This is a genomic window from Rhizobium sp. BK112 (assembly GCF_014193215.1).
Taxonomy (GTDB): Bacteria; Pseudomonadota; Alphaproteobacteria; order Rhizobiales; family Rhizobiaceae; genus Rhizobium; species Rhizobium anhuiense.
The window spans coordinates 320462-338389 of the sequence record NZ_JACHYZ010000006.1 but is presented as its reverse complement, the minus strand read 5'-3'; the positions used below and the strand labels follow the sequence as shown (position 1 = coordinate 338389).

Below are 17928 nucleotides of genomic sequence, written 5' to 3'. Positions count from 1 at the left end.
CCTATTCCTGTCGCAGCGCCTTTGAAACGCCGGTTGTGCCAAGCCGTGTAAGGCAGGCCGCGGCCGATTCGCCAGAGCCTCGGTTGTCTTCGATGGAGCGGGCGAGCCTCTCTATAGCGAAATCGATCCGACCGCCAGCGATCCGTTCGTCCGGCCGATCCGCAGCAAGCCCATTGAGGATGAGGTCATAACCCTCCGGCGAGCCCGTCAGGGTCAGCGCCGGCCGTGCATGGGCGCAGCCCTTGGCGCAGCCTGACAGATGCAGCGTCAGCGAACCGTCGAAGAGGGCAGGTGCCGCAGCGATGATGCGGCGCGCCAGAGTTCTCGTCTCGTAGAAGGCGGAGCCGCAGGCGCCGGCGCCGGCGCAGGCGGCGATATGCTCGCTGTTGTCGCCGGGTTGGGCGCTGAAGCCAAGTCTGGCCGCGGCAATCTGCATAGCCAGCACGGTATCAGCCGGAAGTCCGATCAAGAAGAAACCGCGACCCGGCGCAAGCCGGATGGCTGTCGCGCCCTGGCTCTCTGCGAGATCGAGCAGGGCGGAGAGATCGGACGTCCTCATCTGTCCGAATTCCGGCCTGACGCCGAGCAGGGTTTTGCCGTCGGCGAGCCTGTGCGGTCCGGAAAGCGGCACCCCTGCCGCGCGGGACGGAAAGAACTGAATGCCATCCATCGCCGGAAAACGCGCCCGCAGCAGCGCCGGATCGATATCGCGTGCCCGCCTGGCCTGCCCGAGATCTGCCAACAGGCTCAGAATGTCGCCGACGGCCGATATCGCCGCCTGCGCAGAACCGATCGCGACCGGCGTTGCGCTTTCACCGTCGCCATTGATCGCCACAAGCCAATCTGCGGGGGATTGCGCGACGATACGGATATCGGCGGAAAGCGCCGCCAAGCCGAAGGCTCCCCCGCCGTCGACGACGAGCGATAGTTTTGGCGCGAGCCGTGGCGAGCGAAGCTGATCGCGGAGCGTGCGGCGCAATGCCAATTCCATTGCGGCCGGATCGTTTATTTCTTCCGGATCGATGCCGTGCAGCGGCGAGATCTCGATCGCCGGCCCCTCCGGCACGACAATGCCGGCGGCATCGATATCGGCAGCGAGCGGTCCGACCGTCTCGGCGCTGAGCCCGCGGATCTGCAGATTGCCGCGTGCAGTGATTTCCAGAATGCCGTTTCCATGAACTGCGGCTAAGCGGGCAAGGCTTGCAAATTGCGGCAGCGTCAACGCGCCGCCGGCTGGCCGCAGCCGCACCAGCAGGCCGTCGCCGGTCGGCATCGGCGCTGACAGGGCGGGGCAGGCGCCGCGTGCGCGCATTTTTGCTGCCAGGTGATCGTGCAGATCCGCCTCGCCTGTCCTGTTGTTTGCCCTTGCGGCCTCAACACTCATTCTCAATCCTCTGAGCATTTCTTACATGATCGCGGCCGGGCCGGCAAAGCATGAGAGAAACGGGTCGGAACGGCTATTCCTCGAAATCGCGTCCCTTGCGCAGGAGATAGATGTCCATGATCCAGCCGTGCCGCTGCCTGGCCTCGGCCCTCAGCGTCACAATGTCGGCGGCGATATCGCCAAGCCGGCCCGATCTGACGATTTCATCCTGGGTGCCGAGATAGGCGCCCCAGAAGATCTCGGCATCGGGATCGTCGATCTTGGCAAAAGCCTGTTCGCCGTCGAGCATCACGATGGTGCTGTCGCTCCGAAGCCCGTCCTGCGCCAGCCGGCGCCCCGTGGTGATCTCGATCGGCTTGCCGACGAGGTTGATCGGGATCCTGTGGCTGGCAGCCAGGGCCTGGATGCTGGTGATGCCGGGAATGACGGTGTAATCGAAATCCAGGCCGCTTTCCCGTCGCACGCGTTCGATGATGCGGATCGTGCTGTCGTAGAGACTGGGATCGCCCCAGACGAGAAAGGCGCCGCTGCCCTCATCCGGCAGACTAGCGATCAGCTCTCCATAGATACCGGCGATCTCGCCATGCCAGGCATCGACGCTTTGCGCATAGCTCCTCTCTGCCGTCTGCCGTTGCGGCACGGCGAACTCCGAAATTCGGGCAGCTGGCCGCGTGATGTAGCGTTGGCAGATCTCGCGGCGGATATCGGCAAGCTCTTCCTTGCCGGCGCCCTTGACCGGCAGGAAGACCACGTCGGCCGCGTTCATGGCGTTGATTGCCTGTATGGTGAGGTGTTCCGGGTTGCCCGTGCCGATGCCGATGATTTGGATATGCTTCAAGCGGATGCTCCCTTTGCGTCCTGGCGGTCTTGCCGAAAAAGCCCGGTCGTCGCAAGGGCGGAGCGGGAGTCGGCCGTGCCAACCTGAAGCTCCTCCGCGACAAGCTGCTTCCGCCGCTCTCGCAGAAGACACTGCGAACGTTCTTCTACGGCGAGGCGGCGCAGAGGAGGCCTGCAACAGCCTGTGCACCTGACTTCGGTTGAGCCCAAGCAGCTCAGCGGCCTGGACGACGCTCAGGCGCTGATCACGGATCGTCTGAATAAACTTCGAGGCGATGCAATTCTTTATGCGACATGGTGGTCAAACGGGGCATCAAGATTCCGACCCCTTATGGTCTCGACCGGGCCGGAGGTCGTCATCCTTGCGCTCAACGTTGACCTTGATCAGAACGTCGAGAGACGAGACTGTCGCATCTCTAAATAGCCCCTACACGAATTAGCGGCGTAGCAAGTATTATCGAACAACCACCCCGGGACGCTGGTTTCACTGCGAGGGCGCAGTTTGCGCATCGCTGCCACGCAGCGAAATCCAGCGGAAGCTACTCCTTCACTGCACCGGTCATCGAGGAGACATAGTAGTCCACGAAGAACGAATAGAGGATGACCACGGGCAGCGAGCCGAACAGTGCACCGGCCATCAGCGCCCCCCATTCGAACACGTCGCCGCGCACCAGTTCGGTCAGGACGCCGACCGGAATGGTTTTGTTTTCCGATGACTGGATGAAGGTGAGCGCATAGATGAATTCGTTCCAGGACAGCGTGAAGGCGAAGATGCCGGCCGAAATCAGCCCGGGGACGGCCAGCGGCAGGATGATCTTGGTGAGGATCTGCCACCTGTTGGCGCCATCCACCAGTGCGCTTTCCTCCAGCTCGAAGGGGATCGAGCGGAAATAGCCCATCAGCAGCCAGGTGCAGAAGGGAATGAGGAAGGTCGGATAGGTGAAGATCAGCGCCAGCCGCGAGTCGTAGATCCCGAGCTTGAAGACGATGAAGGCAAGCGGGATGAAGAGGATCGACGGCGGCACGAGATAGGCGAGGAAGATCACCAGGCCGACCGATCGGGAGCCGGTGAAGCGGACGCGCTCGATGGCATAGGCGCCCAAGACTGAGGCCACCAGCGAGAGGAAGGTGGAGCAGACCGCCACCAGCATCGTGTTCCACAGCCAGCCCGGATAGGAGGTTTCGAGGAACAGATATTTGATATGCGCGAGCGTTGCTCCTACCACCCAGAACGGGCTGTAATTGGTATAGTCGGTCAGCTGCTCGTTCGGCTTCACCGCGGTGATCGCCATCCAGTAGAACGGGAAGAGCAGCACGAAGACGAAGATGGCCATCGGCAGGTAGAGCATCACGATCCGCCGCGGCAGGCGGTTCAGATAGCTCATGCCTTCGGCATTATCGGTCAGGGCCTGATCGGCAGTGTTGGAAGGTGTCGACATCGTTATTCTCCTAATCTTGGCTCCTAATCCTGGCCGCCCTGCTGCCATTTGCGCCGTTGCAGGCCGAAGAAGCTGAACATGATCGCGCCGAGCAGGAAGGGCACCATGGCGACTGCGATGGCCGCCCCCTCGCCGAGTTGGCCGCCGGGAATGCCGCGCTGGAACGACAGCGTCGCCATCAGATGCGTGGCGTTGACCGGCCCGCCCTTGGTCAGCACGTAGATGAGCTGGAAATCGGTAAAGGTGAAAAGCACCGAGAAGGTCATGACGACGGCGATGATCGGCGTCAGCATGGGCAGCGTCACATAGCGGAAACGCTGCCAGCTGGTGGCGCCGTCGAGCGAGGCAGCCTCCTGCAGCGATGCTGGAATGGTCTGCAGGCCGGCAAGCAGCGAGATCGCCACGAAGGGAATGCCGCGCCAGACATTGGCGACGATAACGGAGATGCGCGCATTGATCGGGTCGCCGAGGAAGTTGATCGGTCCGCTGATCAGCCCGAGCTGCATCAGCGACCAGGAGATGATCGAAAATTGGGAATCGTAGATCCACCAGAAGGCGAGCGCCGAAAGTACCGTCGGCACCACCCAGGGAAGCAGCACGATTGCCCGGAAGAAGGATTTGAACGGCAGATGCTGGTTGAGCAGCATCGCCAGCCAGAGGCCGAGCGCGAATTTCAGCACGGAGGCGACGAAGGTATAGAGAACGGTGTTGAAGACCGACAGCCAGAAGACGCTGTCGTCCATCAGGAACTGGTAATTCTCCAGTCCGATGAAGATGCCGTCGCGACCGATCCTCGTATCGGTGAAGCCGAGCCAGACGCCGAGCCCCAGCGGATAGGTCAGAAAACAGACGAGGAATACTGCCGCCGGCAGCATGAACAGGAAGCCGAGCACATTGTTGTTCTGCAGGAGCGAAGAGACCGGCCCACGTCTATCCCCCGAATTTGCCATCGACATTGCTTATCTCCCAGATCGCCTTTTGAACCCCCAGATCTTGCGGCATGCCGAAGGCCGGCATGCCGCTTGTTCGAGGTGTGGCTCAGACGCGATAGTAGCGGTTTGCCCGGCGTTCGGCTTCCTTCATCGCGTCTTCCGGCGACATCTGGCCGGTAACGGCAGCCGCATACATGTCGACCAGAACGTAGTCGGCCATGGTCGCTGCCGAGGCATAACCGAGCGGGCCGGCATAGCCGTTCGGGCGCAGCTTTTCCGAGGCGCGCGCATAGGGCGCGTGGACCGGATCGGCTGTCCAGATCGGGTTCTTGGCGAATGCCTTGAGCGGCTGGCAGCAATAGGCGCTGGAGCCCTGGATCCACGCATTCATCTGGTCGGCTTCCATCATGAACTTGATGTAGGCCTTGGCCGCTTCCGGATATTTGCTGTGCTTGAAGAGAAGCAGTGAACTCGTCTGGCAAAGTTCCACGCTTTTGCCGACAGGACCAATCGGGAAGTTCGTCGTGCGGATGTCCTTGGCGATCTCGGCGAGCTTCGGGTCGTTCTTGGCGGTGTAATAGACCGAGACGCCGTTGGCGATCAGCGAAACCTGGCCGGCGAGGAAGGCGCGGTTGTTGTTGACGTCCTGCCAGCTTTCGGTGCCGGGGATGAAGGTCGCATAGAGCTCCTTGGCATAGTTGATCGACGCCAGCGTTTCCGGGCTGTTGATCGTTACCTTGCCGCTTTCGTCGACCATCATGCCGTTATGGCTCCACAGCAGCCAATGGGCATAGTTGTTGCCGTCGCCGACTGCCTTGCCGTGCGGGAAGCCGGCCGGCGTGCCCTTTGCCTTCATCGCCTTGCAAAGCTCGAGGAAGCCTGCGGTATCATTGGGGAATTCGTTGAAACCGGCAGCCTTCACGTGGCTGTCGCGATAGACGACGGCATTGCCGATGGCCGTCAGCGGCATGGCGATGAAGGTGTCGCCGCGTGTGGCATAACCCTTCACGCCGTCGTACCAACCCTCATACTTGTTGCCGAGATAATTGCCGAGTTCGGTCAGATCGACCAGCTTGTCGGGATATTGGTGGGCGTCGTCGAACCAGCACATGATGAGGTCGGGGCCGGAGCCGACATTGGCGGCGACGGCGGCCTTCGGGCGGATGTCCTCCCAGCTTTCCTTGTCGATGCGCACCTCGACGCCGGTCGCTTCGGTGAATTTCTTGGTGTTGGCAAGCCATGCCTCCTCGTCGCCCTTGACGAACGGTGTCCAGCGCAGCAGGCGAAGGCTGGCGCCGCTTTCCGGCGTGTAAGTCGGCTCGGCCTGCGCCAGGGATGGCCGGATGCCGAGGCCGGCGGCGCCGGCGACGGCAGCCGAGGCGGCAAGAAAGTCACGTCTTCTGATCCTCATGAGATTCCTCCTCATCAAAAAAAGCGGGTACGAACTTGCCGGCACTCACCTCCCGCTTGGTGAACGCCGCTCATTGCATCCCTGAGAGGGGATGTGTGCCTGCCTGCAGGCAACGAGAGGGCTCCTCCGCCCCGCGCCGCCGCCGGCCGGCCTCAGTCGGTCAATCTCCGGCCGCTCTCGGCATCGAAGAGATGAACATGCGCGGCGTCGATCGCAACGCGCAGGGTTTCGCCCGGCCGCGCGTTGACACGTTCGCGGAAGACGCAGCTGAGGTCGCTGCCGCCGAGCTTGAGGATAAGATGCGTCTCGTAGCCGGTCGGCTCGATCACCACGATTTCACCGGGCAGGCCATTGGCATCGAGCAGGATGTATTCCGGGCGAAGCCCATAGACGAGATCGCGGCCGATGGCGTCGACTGGCGGATTGGCGACCGGCAGCGCGGTGCCGTCGGGTGCCCTGAATCGTGTCGGGTCCTCCGGATCGAGCCGGCCCTTGATCATGTTCATCGCCGGCGAGCCGATGAAGCCGCCAACGAAGAGATTGGCCGGTTTGTCGTAGAGCTCGAGCGGCGTGCCGACCTGCTCGACGACGCCGTCATGCATGACGACGATCTTGTCGGCCATGGTCATCGCTTCGATCTGGTCGTGGGTGACGTAGACCGTCGTCGTTTTCAGCCGCTGGTGCAGCTCCTTGATCTCGGCGCGCATGGCGACGCGCAGTTTGGCGTCGAGATTGGAGAGCGGTTCGTCGAACAGGAAGACTTCCGGATCGCGCACGATCGCCCGCCCCATGGCGACACGCTGGCGCTGGCCGCCGGAAAGCTGGCGCGGATAACGGTCGAGCAATTTGTCGAGACCGAGGATGCCGGCGGCGTATTTCACCCGCTTCTCGGCTTCCGCTTTCGGCGCCTTGTTCAGCATCAGCGAGAAGCCCATGTTCTGCTGCACCGTCATATGCGGATAGAGCGCATAGTTCTGGAACACCATGGCGATGTCGCGATCCTTGGGCGGCAGCGTGTTGACCACGCGCCCGCCGATCTTGATCTCGCCGCCGGAAATGTTCTCAAGTCCGGCCAGCATCCGCAGCAGGGTGGATTTGCCGCAACCCGAGGGGCCGACCAGGATCACGAACTCACCGTCGGCGATATCGATATCCACGCCTTTGATGACCGGAAATGCACCGAATGATTTCCGCACATCCGCGAATTGAACGCCTGCCATACTCTCTCCTCCCAGATATCGAGCGCTACGTGCTATGTATTCGTATTGTCGTTATGTCTTGCCGGCGGCCGTAATCTTCTCTCTCAAGTTCCTCAAGCACGGCAATCCCGCATCTGTGGGGGTGCCTGGTCAGGCCCCTCCCGCATGATCGGGCTCGCGCCGTCTCCCCAACCTCATCGGGATGCAGCCGGAGCATCTTCGGCGACGTACACCTCGATCAGCTCATCGACGCTGCTTTCGGCGGTAAATCCGAGTTGCGCCGCGCGTTGCGGCGTAAAGGATTTCGGCCACCCGGCGACGATCTCCTCAATGACCTCGTCGCGGCGCCGATCGATCAAATCCGCCGCTTCGGGGCCGGCGGCACGGCGCAGCGCATCAATCTGGTCGGCAACGGTGGCGGCAACCCCTGGCATGGTGAGCGTACGCCGGACACCGAGCGACGCTGTATCGAGCGTGGCGGCATGGATCAGGAAGTTGACGGCCGAACGCGGGCTCGCCAGCCAGTGCTTGACCGTTTCTTCGACCGGCAGAACGGCACGCTGGCCTGCGAGCGGTTCCCGCAGGATTCCGGAAAAGAAGCCCGATGCGGCGGCGTTCGGCGCGCCGGGGCGGATGACGATGGTCGGCAACCGAATTCCGATGCCATCGACGAAGCCGCGGCGCGAATAGTCGGCAAGCAGAAGCTCCGATATCGCTTTCTGGACTCCGTAGCTGGTGAGGGGCGCCAGCACGTAGTCATCGGGAATGGGATCGGGAAACGGCGCGCCATAGACCGCGATCGACGAGGAGAAGACGAAACGGGGGACATAGGCTTGGCGACTGCCTTCCCCGCGGATCGCTTCCAGCAAGGCTCGCGTGCCGTCGAGATTGACCCGATAGCCGAGGTCGAAATTGCGCTCGGCTTCGCCGGAAACGATCGCGGCGAGATGGAAAATCACATCGGCCCGACCCGCCGCAAGTGCTGCCGCTGCGTCGCTTTCGGAAATATCGGCCGCCAGCGCTTCCGCCGGCACGGAGATGTCGGCGGGCACCGGCGGAAGCGTTACATCCACAAGCGTCATGCGCGTGATTGTATCTCCGCCGAGGAAACCGCTGCGCCCCAGTGTGGCGGCGAGCTTCCGGCCGATCATTCCTCCCGCGCCGATAATGAGAATATGCATCGTGTTTCGCCTCCCTGCGAACTACGAGAAGAGTAACTTGGTCGTCGTATAAATACGGGTTTCGTGGATTGCGAAGGCCGCAGCCGCAGCATCCGGGTCCCGCGTCTCCAGGCCGGCAAGGATCATCCGGTGATCGGCGATGCTGGTGGCGATGCTACCGGGCTGCGATACGACGCGCCTTCGGTGGCTGAGAAGGTAGGAATAGAGGTCGGCGGCCATATCAGCCAGCACCGCGTTGCCGCTGGAACGGTAGATAGCGGTGTGAAATTCCCGGTCGCATATCAAGAAACGGACAGGATCGTCACAGGCGGCCTCCTGTGCTGCGATCGACTTGCGGAGATAGTCAAGCGTCGAGGGCTCCATCTTGACCGCGGCAGCCCTGACGACCTGCGCTTCGATGAGAAGTCGCGCCTCATGAACATTGTCGAGACTGTAGGCCGCAATGTCGCGATACCGCGCAGCCTGGACAGCCAATTCGCCGACATCCTCCGATGCCACCACGGTTCGGGTCCCATGGGCGACGGAGAGAATCCCATGCGTGGAAAGGATGAGGATCGCGCCACGGACGGTCTCGCGGCTGACCGACAGCGCGGAAGCCAATTCGCGCTCGCTTGGCAAGGGATCGCCCACTTTGAGGATGCCCGTCGCTATGAACGTCGCAATCTTCTGGACGACGAAGTCTTTCATCGACTTCTTCGGCGCTCCGCCGAGCGTCGCAACGTCGTCTTCGAGCATTGCTCGAACATCCATTGCTTTCCCCCTCCCCGCGCTCAGGTCTACTGGTCCGGTAAGTGGACCAGTAGACCTGAGCGGAAGAGGCTTGTCAATGCAGCACGTCATGATCGGCCGAGCATCCTCGCCTTGACGATGACCCCTTCCGCACGGTCATCCAGGCGTTATAGTATGGGGAAGCAAGAGCGAGCGTGATGACGGGACAAGATACAAGCCACCTCCTGGAACGGATGACGATCGTCGGTGATCTCGAGGCCGCCTCCTTTGTCCCCTGGATCCGGCGCCACGCCGCCAAGCTTGGGCTGTCGCACACCATCTCTCATACGAGTCCCATGCGGATCGAACTTGAGGTTGCCGGGCCGGAGGAGCTGATCGACATGATGGAGATGGGATGCTCTCTCGGGCCTATCGACGTATGGGTCGAGGGCATAGAACGCACGACGATCATCGGCGAAAGAGCCTAGTACCGACTACCGTGTATTTTGCGCCGTGCATATTATTTACTCAATGTTGCCAATGCGAAATAATTATGCAAACCTGATAAGGTTGAGCGGAATTGCCTCGATGCGGAGGCGGGACGTGCTCGGCAAGCATATGATTTTGTTTGGGAACTCTAGTCATGCCATCCGCTACGACCGGCTTTTGGACGCCAGTCGCTCTGTCCCGGGATTTGCCCGCCGGCACCGTCATGACGGCACGGACGGCAGCCGGATCGATTGCCCTGTGGCGCAGCGCTTCCGGGTGCATATCGGCATCGGCCGATCGCTGTCCGCATCGCGGCATGCGTCTGTCTCACGGCTTCGTGCGCGGCGAGGCGCTCTCCTGCATCTATCACGGCTGGAGTTATGGTCAGGCCGGAAACTGTCTCCGCATTCCGGCCCATCCAGGGCTGGCGCCACCGGAAACCATCCGCGTCGCCACCCATGACGTAGAGGAGGCGGACAACGTGATCTGGGTCGCCGTGGGCACGCCGGCTGCGAAGCCGCCGCGGCTTGAGGGCCTCATTCCCCTGCGTTCGCTGACGGCGTTGGCCGGCATTGAGGCGATTGAGGCGGCTGCTGGCGCGAAGGCAAGTCCCGAGGGTTTGCTCGAGTTCGACGTAACAACCGGGACCATCTGTCTGCTATTGTCCGCTCAAGAAGATGGACAGACGCTGATGCACGTGCTGCTGAAGGCGGACACCGGCCCCGCGGCGGGCATTGGCGCTTCGCGGGCCGCCGAGAGCCTGCGCCGCCGGGCCGAGGATCTTCAGAGGAAGGAGATCGGCCAATGACCATGCAGGCGATGACCGACGAATGGTATCCGGTCGGGCTCTTCAGCCAGCTCGACGGCGCTGGTCGCAGGACGGCACTGATGGGCGAGCCGATCGAAGTGGCGCGCGATGGCGACGGTAATGCCAAGGTGACGTGCGGCGACGGCCGTGTACTGCCGGTGCGCGTGCGTTACGGTCATGTCTGGTCCTCCCTCGGCGCGCCGAAGAAGGAACTTTTCCCGATTCCCGAGGCCGACCAGCCCGGCCGCCGCTTCGTCGATGTCGGCGTGGTGCGGGTGCGCTGCTCGCCGCTGCGTGCCGTCGAGAATTTTCTCGACATCGCCCATTTCCCCTTCGTCCACACCGACATTCTCGGCGCGGAGCCGCACACCGAGGTTCAGAACTACAAGGTCGATATCCGCGAGGAAGAAGACGAGGTCTGGGCGACGCAGGTGAAATTTTACCAGCCGCAGGCTGCCAAGTCGGCAAGCGGCGGCATCACCACGGAATATATGTACCGCGTGCCGGCACCGACCTGCTCCGTGCTTTACAAAACCTGCCCGCCGCGCCCGAGCGAATGGGATGTCATCACGCTTTTCGTGCAGCCGCTGGCCGAGGACCTCTGCGACGTCTGGCCATGGATGGCGCTCTTTGACGACGAGACCGCGATGACCGACCTCATCCACTTCCAGCAGACGATCTTTCTGCAGGACCGTTCGATCCTCGAAAATCAGATTCCGCGGCTGCTGCCGCTCGACCCCGGCATGGAAATCCCGACGCGGGCCGATCTGACATCGATCGCCTATCGGCGCTGGCTGAAGCGCCACAATTATACCTATGGCGCACAGCTGGTGGCGCAATGAAGCTCTACGACTACATTCTCTCGCCGAGCTGCTACAAGGTGCGCCTGATGGCGGCGCTGACCGGCGTGAAGCTGGAACTCCGCCCGGTCGATTTTCATCCCGGCGCCGAGCATCGCGGCCCCGAGTTGCTTGCGCTCAATCCGGCAGGCTCGATTCCGATCCTGGAGGATGGCGAGCTGATCCTGACCGAATCCTCGGCCATTCTCGTCTATCTCGCCACCAAGGCAGCACCCGAATGGCTGGGCGGCGGCAGGGCCGAGGAAGCGGCGCGGGTGCAGCAATGGCTGTCGTTCTCCGGCCGGCTGACGGCAAGCCTCGGGGCAGCGCGGCTTCACGAAATGCTGCTGCGGCCGGGCGATATCGGCGCGCTGCAGGCCCAGGGCATCGCCGCGCTTCGCGAACTTGAGGCCGGGCTTGTCGAGCAGGGCCTTCGCGGCATGCGTTTCCTCGCAGCCGACCGGCCGACAATTGCCGATATCGCCTGCTTCCCCTATGTGGCGCTGGCTCCCGATGGCGGTGTCATACTGGATTCCTATCCCGCCATCCGGCTCTGGTCCCGAGCGCTGCGCGCCCTCGACAACTTCATCGAGATGCCAGGCATTCACCGGCTGCACGAATTGAAGCCCGAACCCCAGATCGAACCGGGCGAGGCGTGATGATGGCCGGCTACCTCCTGAAGAATTGCGCGGCCGTGATCGTCGACGAGGGCAAGGGACCGGTCGTCCATCGCAGTGTCGATCTGCTGACTAGCGGCCCAGAGATCGTGGCGATCGGCGAAAATCTCGCGGCGGACGCACTGCCTGCCGGCACGACCGTTCAGGATGCTGCCGGCTGGTTCGTCTATCCAGGCCTGGTCAACACCCATCATCACTTCTTCCAGTGCTTCGTGCGCAACCGCGCCGATCTCGACTGGACGAAGCTCTCGGTGATCGAGTGGCTCGACCGCATCTACCCGATCTTTTCTCAGCTCAACGAGGAGTGTTTTTACCACTCCTCCGTCACCGCGATGGCCGAGATGATCAAGCATGGCTGCACCACGGCCTTGGATCACCAGTATAATTTCCCCCGGCATGCCGGGAAGCGGCTGATCGATCGCCAGTTCGAAGCGGCCGAGCTGCTCGGCATGCGTTTCCATGCCGGCCGCGGCGGCAACACCCTGCCGAAGTCGGAAGGCTCGACCATTCCCGACGAGATGCTGGAAACGACGGACGAATTCATCGCCGACTGCGCCCGGCTGATCGAGACCTATCACGATACCAGCCGCTTCAGCATGCGCCAGGTCGTGGTCGCGCCCTGCCAGCCGGTGAACTGCTACCGTGAGACGTTCGTGGAATCGGTGGCATTGGCGCGTGATCGCGGGGTCATGATGCACACGCATGTCGGCGAGGGCGAAAGTCCCGTCATTCAGGCGCGTCACGGCATGCGCACGGTCGACTATCTGGAAGAACTCGGCTTTGCCGGACCCGACGCCTTCTATGCCCATTGCTGGGAGTTGACCCACGACGAACTCAGGAAGATGGCGGCCAGTGGCACCGGGGTGGCGCACTGCCCGGAACCCGTCTATCTGGTCGGCGCAGAAGTCACCGATATTCCCGCCATGGCCGCTTTCGGCCTGCGCGTCGGCCTCGGCTGCGACGGTGCTGCCTCCAACGACAATTCCAACCTGATGCACTGCCTGCACTCCGCCTACATGCTGCAGTGCCTCGTCTCCTCCACCCGCACCCACCCCGTGCCGCCGCCGGTCGATTTCCTCGGCTATGGCACGTCAGGGGGTGCCAGCCTGCTCGGCCGGCGCGATATCGGCCGACTGGCGCCCGGCATGGCCGCCGACCTGTTTGCGATCGACACCCGCCGCATGGATTATGTCGGCACGCGGCACGACCCGCTGAGCCTGATTGCCCGCGTCGGCATCGGCATGGCGACCGACATAACCATGATCAATGGCCGCATCGTCTGGCAGAAGGGCGAATTCCCCGGGCTCGACGAGGCCAAGCTGGCTGCCGAAGCGGAAGCTGCCCTATCCGCCGTGAAATTCTAGAAAACCAAAAGAGGGAACTGAGACCATGACCAAACTGACCCGCAGAAACCTGATGACGGCCGCTGCCGCCACCGGCCTTGCCGGTGTGCTCGGCAGCCGCCTTGCTTTGGCCGCCGACGCGCCGCTCGGCATCACGCTCGTCGTCCCTTCGCCGATCGGCGATGTCGGCTGGGGACATGCACTGGCCGCCGGCCTCGAGCCGATCAAGGCGGCTTACGGCGACAAGGTGAAGGTCACCGTGCTTGAGAATATTGCTGAAGGCCCAGATGCCGATCGCATCATGAACAAGACCGTCGCCGATGGAAACAAGTTCCTGGTCGCGGGCTCTTTCGGCTATCAGAACGGCGCCCTGCAGATCGCCCGCCGTGATCCGAGCGTCACGGTCCTGCATGCTTCCGGCTTCCAGGTCGCTCCGAACTTCTCGCCATTCGCCGCCAAATATTTCCAGGGCACCTATCTGCTCGGCATGGCAGCGGCAGCGCTTTCCAAGACCGGCAAGCTCGGCTCCGTTTCGGCTTTTGCCATCCCCGAGCTCATCACCTCGATCAATGCCTTCACGCTCGGCGCCCAGGCGGTCAAGCCCGACATCGAAGTCTCGGTCGTCTGGGTCAACTCCTGGTTCGACCCGGCCAAGGAGCAGGAAGCCGCCAAGGCGCTGATTGCGCAGAAGTGCGACGTGATCTTCTCCAACGCCCAGGACACGCCGTCCGTCATCTCGGCCTGCGAGGAAGCCGGCGTCTATGCCTTCAACCTCAATTCTTCGATGAAGAAATATGCGCCGAAGACCTATCTCGGCTGCGTCGCGACGGATTGGTCGCCGTTCTTCAAGGCGTCGGTCGATGCCCATCTCGCCGGTACCTTCAAGGGCGCCAATGCCTTCCTCGGCGTCGCCGACAAGGTCGTCGAGGTGGTCGACTGGAATCCGGATATTCCGGCTGACGTCATGACCAAGATCAAGGAAATCGAGGCAAAGATCGCCGACGGCAGCTTCTCGCCCTTCACCGGGCCGATCGCCAAGGCCGACGGCAGCGAAGGCGTCGCATCCGGCGCGACCATGGCCGACCCCGAGATCATCGCCATGAATTGGCACGTCAAGGGCGTGTCCACGCCGCTGCCGAAATAAGTCATGACGACCCCGCTCCTGTCGCTGCGCGGCATTTCGAAGAGCTACGGCCAGATCCACGCCAACCAGGCCATCGATCTGGACGTGGCTCCGCAATCGATCCATGCGATTCTCGGAGAAAATGGCGCGGGAAAATCGACCCTGATGAAGCTGATCTACGGCGTCGAGCAACCGGATGACGGAGACGTCGTCTGGGAAGGAAAACCCTTGCGCCTCGCCTCTCCGGCGGAGGCAAGACGCAACGGTATCGGCATGGTCTTCCAGCATTTTTCGCTGTTCGAGACCCTGACCGTCCTGGAGAATATTCGGCTGGTCGTGCCGGGCCGCAAGGCTGAGCTCAAGGAACGCATCCGGACGCTTGGACGGGAGTTCGGCCTTGAAGTCGACCCGCTCGCCCATGTGCATGCGCTGTCCGTCGGCGAGCGGCAACGGGTGGAGATCATCCGAAGCCTGATGACCGATCCGAAGCTGCTGATCCTCGACGAACCCACCTCCGTCCTGCCGCCGCAACTGGTGGAGAAGCTGTTCGACACGCTGCGCCGGCTGCGCGACGGCGGCGTTTCCATCCTGTTGATCTCCCACAAGCTCGAGGAAATCCGGGCAATCTGCGACCGGGCGACCATTCTGCGCGGCGGCCGCGTGACCGGGAATGTCGACCCGCGTGAACATGATGCCCATGACCTTGCCCGCATGATGATCGGCCGCGACATGCCCGAACCCTTGTCGGCGCTGCCGCTGTCCGGCGGGGAAAAGCGGCTGGAGATCATCGGTCTGGACTATCAGCCGGACGATCCCTTTGCGGTGTCGCTCTCCGGCATCAGCCTCGAAGTGCATGCCGGTGAAATTCTGGGGATCGCCGGTATTTCGGGCAACGGCCAAAGCGAGCTTGCCGCGTTGGTCTCGGGCGAGACGGTGCTGGGGCGCGACCAGCGCGACCGGATCTACATGATGGGGATGGATGTCGGCAGGCTCGATGCCGCGGCGCGACGGACGCTTGGATTTGCCTTCGTTCCGGAGGACCGGCTCGGACGCGGCGCCGTGCCCGAAATGTCGCTTATCCTCAACAGCCTGCTGACGGCCCATCCGCTGAAGCTTTTGCGCCATGGTCTTCTCGACAAGGCGCGGGCGACGGCGTTCACCGAGGATTGTATCCGTCAGTATGATGTCCGCACACCCGGCCCGGATGCGGAAGCCGGGACGCTTTCCGGCGGCAATCTGCAGAAATTCATCGTCGGCCGGGAAATCATGCTGGCTCCCAAATTGCTGTTCGTGGCGCAGCCGACCTGGGGCGTCGATATCGGCGCCGCATCCGCCATTCGCAGCCGTCTGGTCGCATTGCGCAATCAGGGCATGGCGATCCTTGTTATTTCCGAAGAGCTGGAAGAGCTGTTCGAGCTCTGCGATTCCATCCAGGTGCTGCATCACGGCCGGCTCAGCCCGCCGCTAAAAACGCGGGACACACAGCCCGAAGAGATCGGCCGATACATGATCGGGGCACAAGCCTCACCCGAGAAAGTCCGTCTATGAGCGCTTGGTCCCCTGCTTTCGTTCCCACCCTGGTGCGCCGGGAGCGCGCCTCGCTTGCCGCGAGCCTGCTTGCGCCCGTCATGGCGCTTGTCATAGCGATCGCGCTCAACCTCGGCCTTTACATCCTGATGGGCCGTGACCCGGTCGCGGTCCTCTACGCGATGCTTTTCGAGCCCTTCCTCTCCTGGGCGTCATTTTCGGAAGTGCTCTTAAAGGCAGGCCCGCTCCTGCTGATCGCCCAGGGACTGGCGATCGGCTTTCGCGCCAAGGTCTTCAATATCGGCGCCGAAGGCCAGTTCATTCTCGGCGCGATCTTCGCCTCGGCCATTCCGGTCTGGTTTCCTCAGGCAACGGGCCAGTGGATCTGGCCGGCGATGCTGCTGCTCGGCGCCATCGGCGGCGCGCTCTGGGCCTCTCTCACCGCCTTCTGGCGCGTACGCCTCAACGCCAACGAGATCCTCGTTTCGCTGATGCTGAGCCTCGTTGCGGCGCAGCTGCTGAACTATCTGCTGCTCGGCCCCTGGAAGGATCCGAACGGCTTCAACTTCCCCCAGTCGGTGATGTTCCAGTATGATGCGATGGTCCCGACCCTGATTTCCGGGACCCGCCTCAACGTCTCTTTCCTGATTACGCTCGCTTTGTCGGTTGCCGCCTGGGTCTTCATGCAGAAGAGCTTCATCGGCTACAAGCTGCAGGTCGGCGGCTTGGCGCCGCGGGCTGCCGGCTATGCCGGCTTCAAGGAGGGTTGGGCAATCTGGCTGTCGCTGCTGATCGGTGGCTTTGCCGCCGGTCTTGCCGGTGCTGCCGAAGTCGCCGGTCCGCTCGGCCAGCTGCAGCGTTCGGTCGCGAGCGGTTATGGCTATGCGGCCATCATCGTCGCCTATCTCGGTGGCCTGCACCCGATCGGCATCGTGGTCTCGGCGCTGGTCATGGCGGTCATCTATATCGGTGGCGACAATGCCATGGTCTCGGCCGGCCTGCCGATCGCCGCCGTCCGCGTCTTCCAGGGCAGTCTGCTGCTCGCCTATCTCATCGCCGTCGCCTTCGTGCGCTACCGCTTGGAATGGCGCCGCGCCGCCCACCGGAGCCCGTCATGAACGCCATCGAGTTCATTCTTGCCGGCATGCTTGCGGCCGCGACACCGTTTCTTCTCGCAGCCCTCGGCGAACTGGTGGCCGAGCGCGCCGGCGTCCTCAACCTCGGGGTCGAGGGATTGATGGCCTTCGGCGCCGTGCTCGCCTTCATCGTCGTCTATCAGGGCGGCGGACATCTCCTGGGCTTCGTCGTCGCCGGGTTCGGCGGCGCTGTCCTTTCCCTGCTCTTCGCCTTCGTCACCCTCGGATTCCGGGCAAACCAGGTGGCGGCGGGCCTTGCCATCGGCATTCTCGGCCAGGGCCTCTCGGCACTTTTCGGCAAGACCTATGAAAGCCTCACCGTCAGAGGACTTCCGAAGCTCGCCCTTCCCGGACTTTCGGAACTGCCGGTTATCGGCGGCCTTTTCGTCCAGGACATCGTCGTGTGGATTTCCCTCGCCGCGACCCTCGCCCTCTGGGCCATATTTGCCTACACCAAGCTCGGTCTCATCGTCCGCGCTGTCGGCGAGAACCCCAAGGCCGCGCATGCCATCGGTTATCCGGTCATCTCAGTCCGCGTCCTCGCCATCGCCTTCGGCGGCGCCATGGCGGGCTTCGCCGGTGCCTATGCGTCGGTGGTCTACACACCGCTCTGGGCCGATGGAATGATCGCCGGCCGCGGCTGGATCGCCATCGCCCTTGTCGTCTTCGGGACTTGGCTCACCGGCCGTATCTTCCTCGGCGCCTGCCTCTTCGGGGCGGTCTCGCTGATGGGGCTTGCAGCCCAGGCAACCGGACTGGATGTTCCCTCGCAGCTGCTGTCGAGCCTGCCCTATCTTGTCACGATCATCGTGCTCGGCATCATCTCCGCCGACCGTCGCCTGCTGAAACTGAACGGCGTTGCTTCGCTCGGCGAACCATTCGAGCGATAAAGACG

The 17928-nt window shown here is 62.8% G+C and carries 17 protein-coding genes and 1 pseudogene; 9 read left to right on the top strand and 9 right to left on the bottom strand.

The window, feature by feature from the left end; genetic code table 11:
* Nucleotide 1 precedes the first annotated feature (1 nt).
* From cobG to FHT75_RS19155, 9 genes and pseudogenes are all read right to left on the bottom strand, one after another.
* Complete coding sequence (gene cobG / locus FHT75_RS19195; RefSeq protein ID WP_183845134.1) at nt 2–1384, bottom strand: precorrin-3B synthase; 1383 nt, start codon at nt 1382–1384, stop codon at nt 2–4.
* A gap of 73 nt (nt 1385–1457) precedes the next feature.
* The gene (cobF, locus tag FHT75_RS19190; RefSeq protein ID WP_025570626.1) at nt 1458–2222 is read right to left on the bottom strand and encodes a precorrin-6A synthase (deacetylating); all 765 of its coding nucleotides are present in this window, start codon (nt 2220–2222) and stop codon (nt 1458–1460) included.
* A 168-nt stretch (nt 2223–2390) separates the two neighbouring features.
* Nucleotides 2391–2535 (bottom strand): annotated as a pseudogene (locus tag FHT75_RS19185) (helix-turn-helix domain-containing protein); the annotation flags it as partial.
* 225 nt (nt 2536–2760) lie between these two features.
* Nucleotides 2761–3660: a carbohydrate ABC transporter permease gene (locus FHT75_RS19180; protein ID WP_025570624.1), complete on the bottom strand. Its 900-nt coding sequence runs from the start codon at nt 3658–3660 to the stop codon at nt 2761–2763.
* Between the two features lie 23 nt (nt 3661–3683).
* Nucleotides 3684–4616 (bottom strand): carbohydrate ABC transporter permease, encoded by a 933-nt coding sequence (locus tag FHT75_RS19175; RefSeq protein WP_028758286.1) that lies wholly within the window; start codon nt 4614–4616, stop codon nt 3684–3686.
* Between the two features lie 82 nt (nt 4617–4698).
* On the bottom strand, nt 4699–6003 hold the full coding sequence (locus FHT75_RS19170) for an ABC transporter substrate-binding protein (protein ID WP_025570636.1): 1305 nt from the start codon (nt 6001–6003) through the stop codon (nt 4699–4701).
* Nucleotides 6004–6155: 152 nt separating this feature from the next.
* Complete coding sequence (locus tag FHT75_RS19165) at nt 6156–7223, bottom strand: ABC transporter ATP-binding protein (RefSeq protein WP_047611999.1); 1068 nt, start codon at nt 7221–7223, stop codon at nt 6156–6158.
* A gap of 173 nt (nt 7224–7396) precedes the next feature.
* The gene (gene denD, locus FHT75_RS19160) at nt 7397–8383 is read right to left on the bottom strand and encodes a D-erythronate dehydrogenase (RefSeq protein ID WP_047612001.1); all 987 of its coding nucleotides are present in this window, start codon (nt 8381–8383) and stop codon (nt 7397–7399) included.
* A 21-nt stretch (nt 8384–8404) separates the two neighbouring features.
* Nucleotides 8405–9133, bottom strand: coding sequence for a FadR/GntR family transcriptional regulator (locus FHT75_RS19155; protein ID WP_025554837.1), 729 nt, complete (start codon nt 9131–9133; stop codon nt 8405–8407).
* A gap of 176 nt (nt 9134–9309) precedes the next feature.
* Between FHT75_RS19155 and FHT75_RS19150 the strand changes: the two genes are divergently transcribed.
* The 9 genes from FHT75_RS19150 (at nt 9310) to FHT75_RS19110 (ending at nt 17923) form a co-directional block, all read left to right on the top strand.
* Entirely contained in the window at nt 9310–9579 is a 270-nt protein-coding gene (locus FHT75_RS19150) for an acylphosphatase (RefSeq protein ID WP_047612016.1), read from the top strand.
* 155 nt (nt 9580–9734) lie between these two features.
* Nucleotides 9735–10388 carry a Rieske 2Fe-2S domain-containing protein gene (locus FHT75_RS19145; RefSeq protein WP_127429856.1) on the top strand — a complete coding sequence of 218 codons (654 nt, stop codon included), beginning with the start codon at nt 9735–9737 and terminating at the stop codon, nt 10386–10388.
* On the top strand, nt 10385–11230 hold the full coding sequence (locus FHT75_RS19140) for an aromatic ring-hydroxylating oxygenase subunit alpha (RefSeq protein ID WP_127429857.1): 846 nt from the start codon (nt 10385–10387) through the stop codon (nt 11228–11230). The genes FHT75_RS19145 and FHT75_RS19140 overlap by 4 nt, the downstream gene beginning before the upstream one ends.
* Nucleotides 11227–11886, top strand: a complete 660-nt coding sequence (locus FHT75_RS19135) for a glutathione S-transferase family protein (protein ID WP_183845133.1) — start codon at nt 11227–11229, stop codon at nt 11884–11886. The genes FHT75_RS19140 and FHT75_RS19135 overlap by 4 nt, the downstream gene beginning before the upstream one ends.
* Nucleotides 11887–11888: 2 nt before the next feature.
* A complete protein-coding gene (locus FHT75_RS19130; RefSeq protein WP_047613367.1) occupies nt 11889–13268 on the top strand; it encodes an amidohydrolase in 1380 nt (459 codons plus the stop codon).
* Between the two features lie 25 nt (nt 13269–13293).
* Nucleotides 13294–14391 (top strand): BMP family ABC transporter substrate-binding protein, encoded by a 1098-nt coding sequence (locus tag FHT75_RS19125; protein WP_025554779.1) that lies wholly within the window; start codon nt 13294–13296, stop codon nt 14389–14391.
* Nucleotides 14392–14394: 3 nt separating this feature from the next.
* Nucleotides 14395–15918, top strand: coding sequence for an ABC transporter ATP-binding protein (locus FHT75_RS19120; RefSeq protein ID WP_183845132.1), 1524 nt, complete (start codon nt 14395–14397; stop codon nt 15916–15918).
* Nucleotides 15915–17015 (top strand): ABC transporter permease, encoded by a 1101-nt coding sequence (locus tag FHT75_RS19115; protein ID WP_025554756.1) that lies wholly within the window; start codon nt 15915–15917, stop codon nt 17013–17015. Before FHT75_RS19120 ends, FHT75_RS19115 begins: the two co-directional genes overlap by 4 nt.
* Nucleotides 17012–17923 (top strand): ABC transporter permease, encoded by a 912-nt coding sequence (locus tag FHT75_RS19110; RefSeq protein WP_025554754.1) that lies wholly within the window; start codon nt 17012–17014, stop codon nt 17921–17923. The genes FHT75_RS19115 and FHT75_RS19110 overlap by 4 nt, the downstream gene beginning before the upstream one ends.
* The last annotated feature ends 5 nt before the right edge of the window (nt 17924–17928 follow it).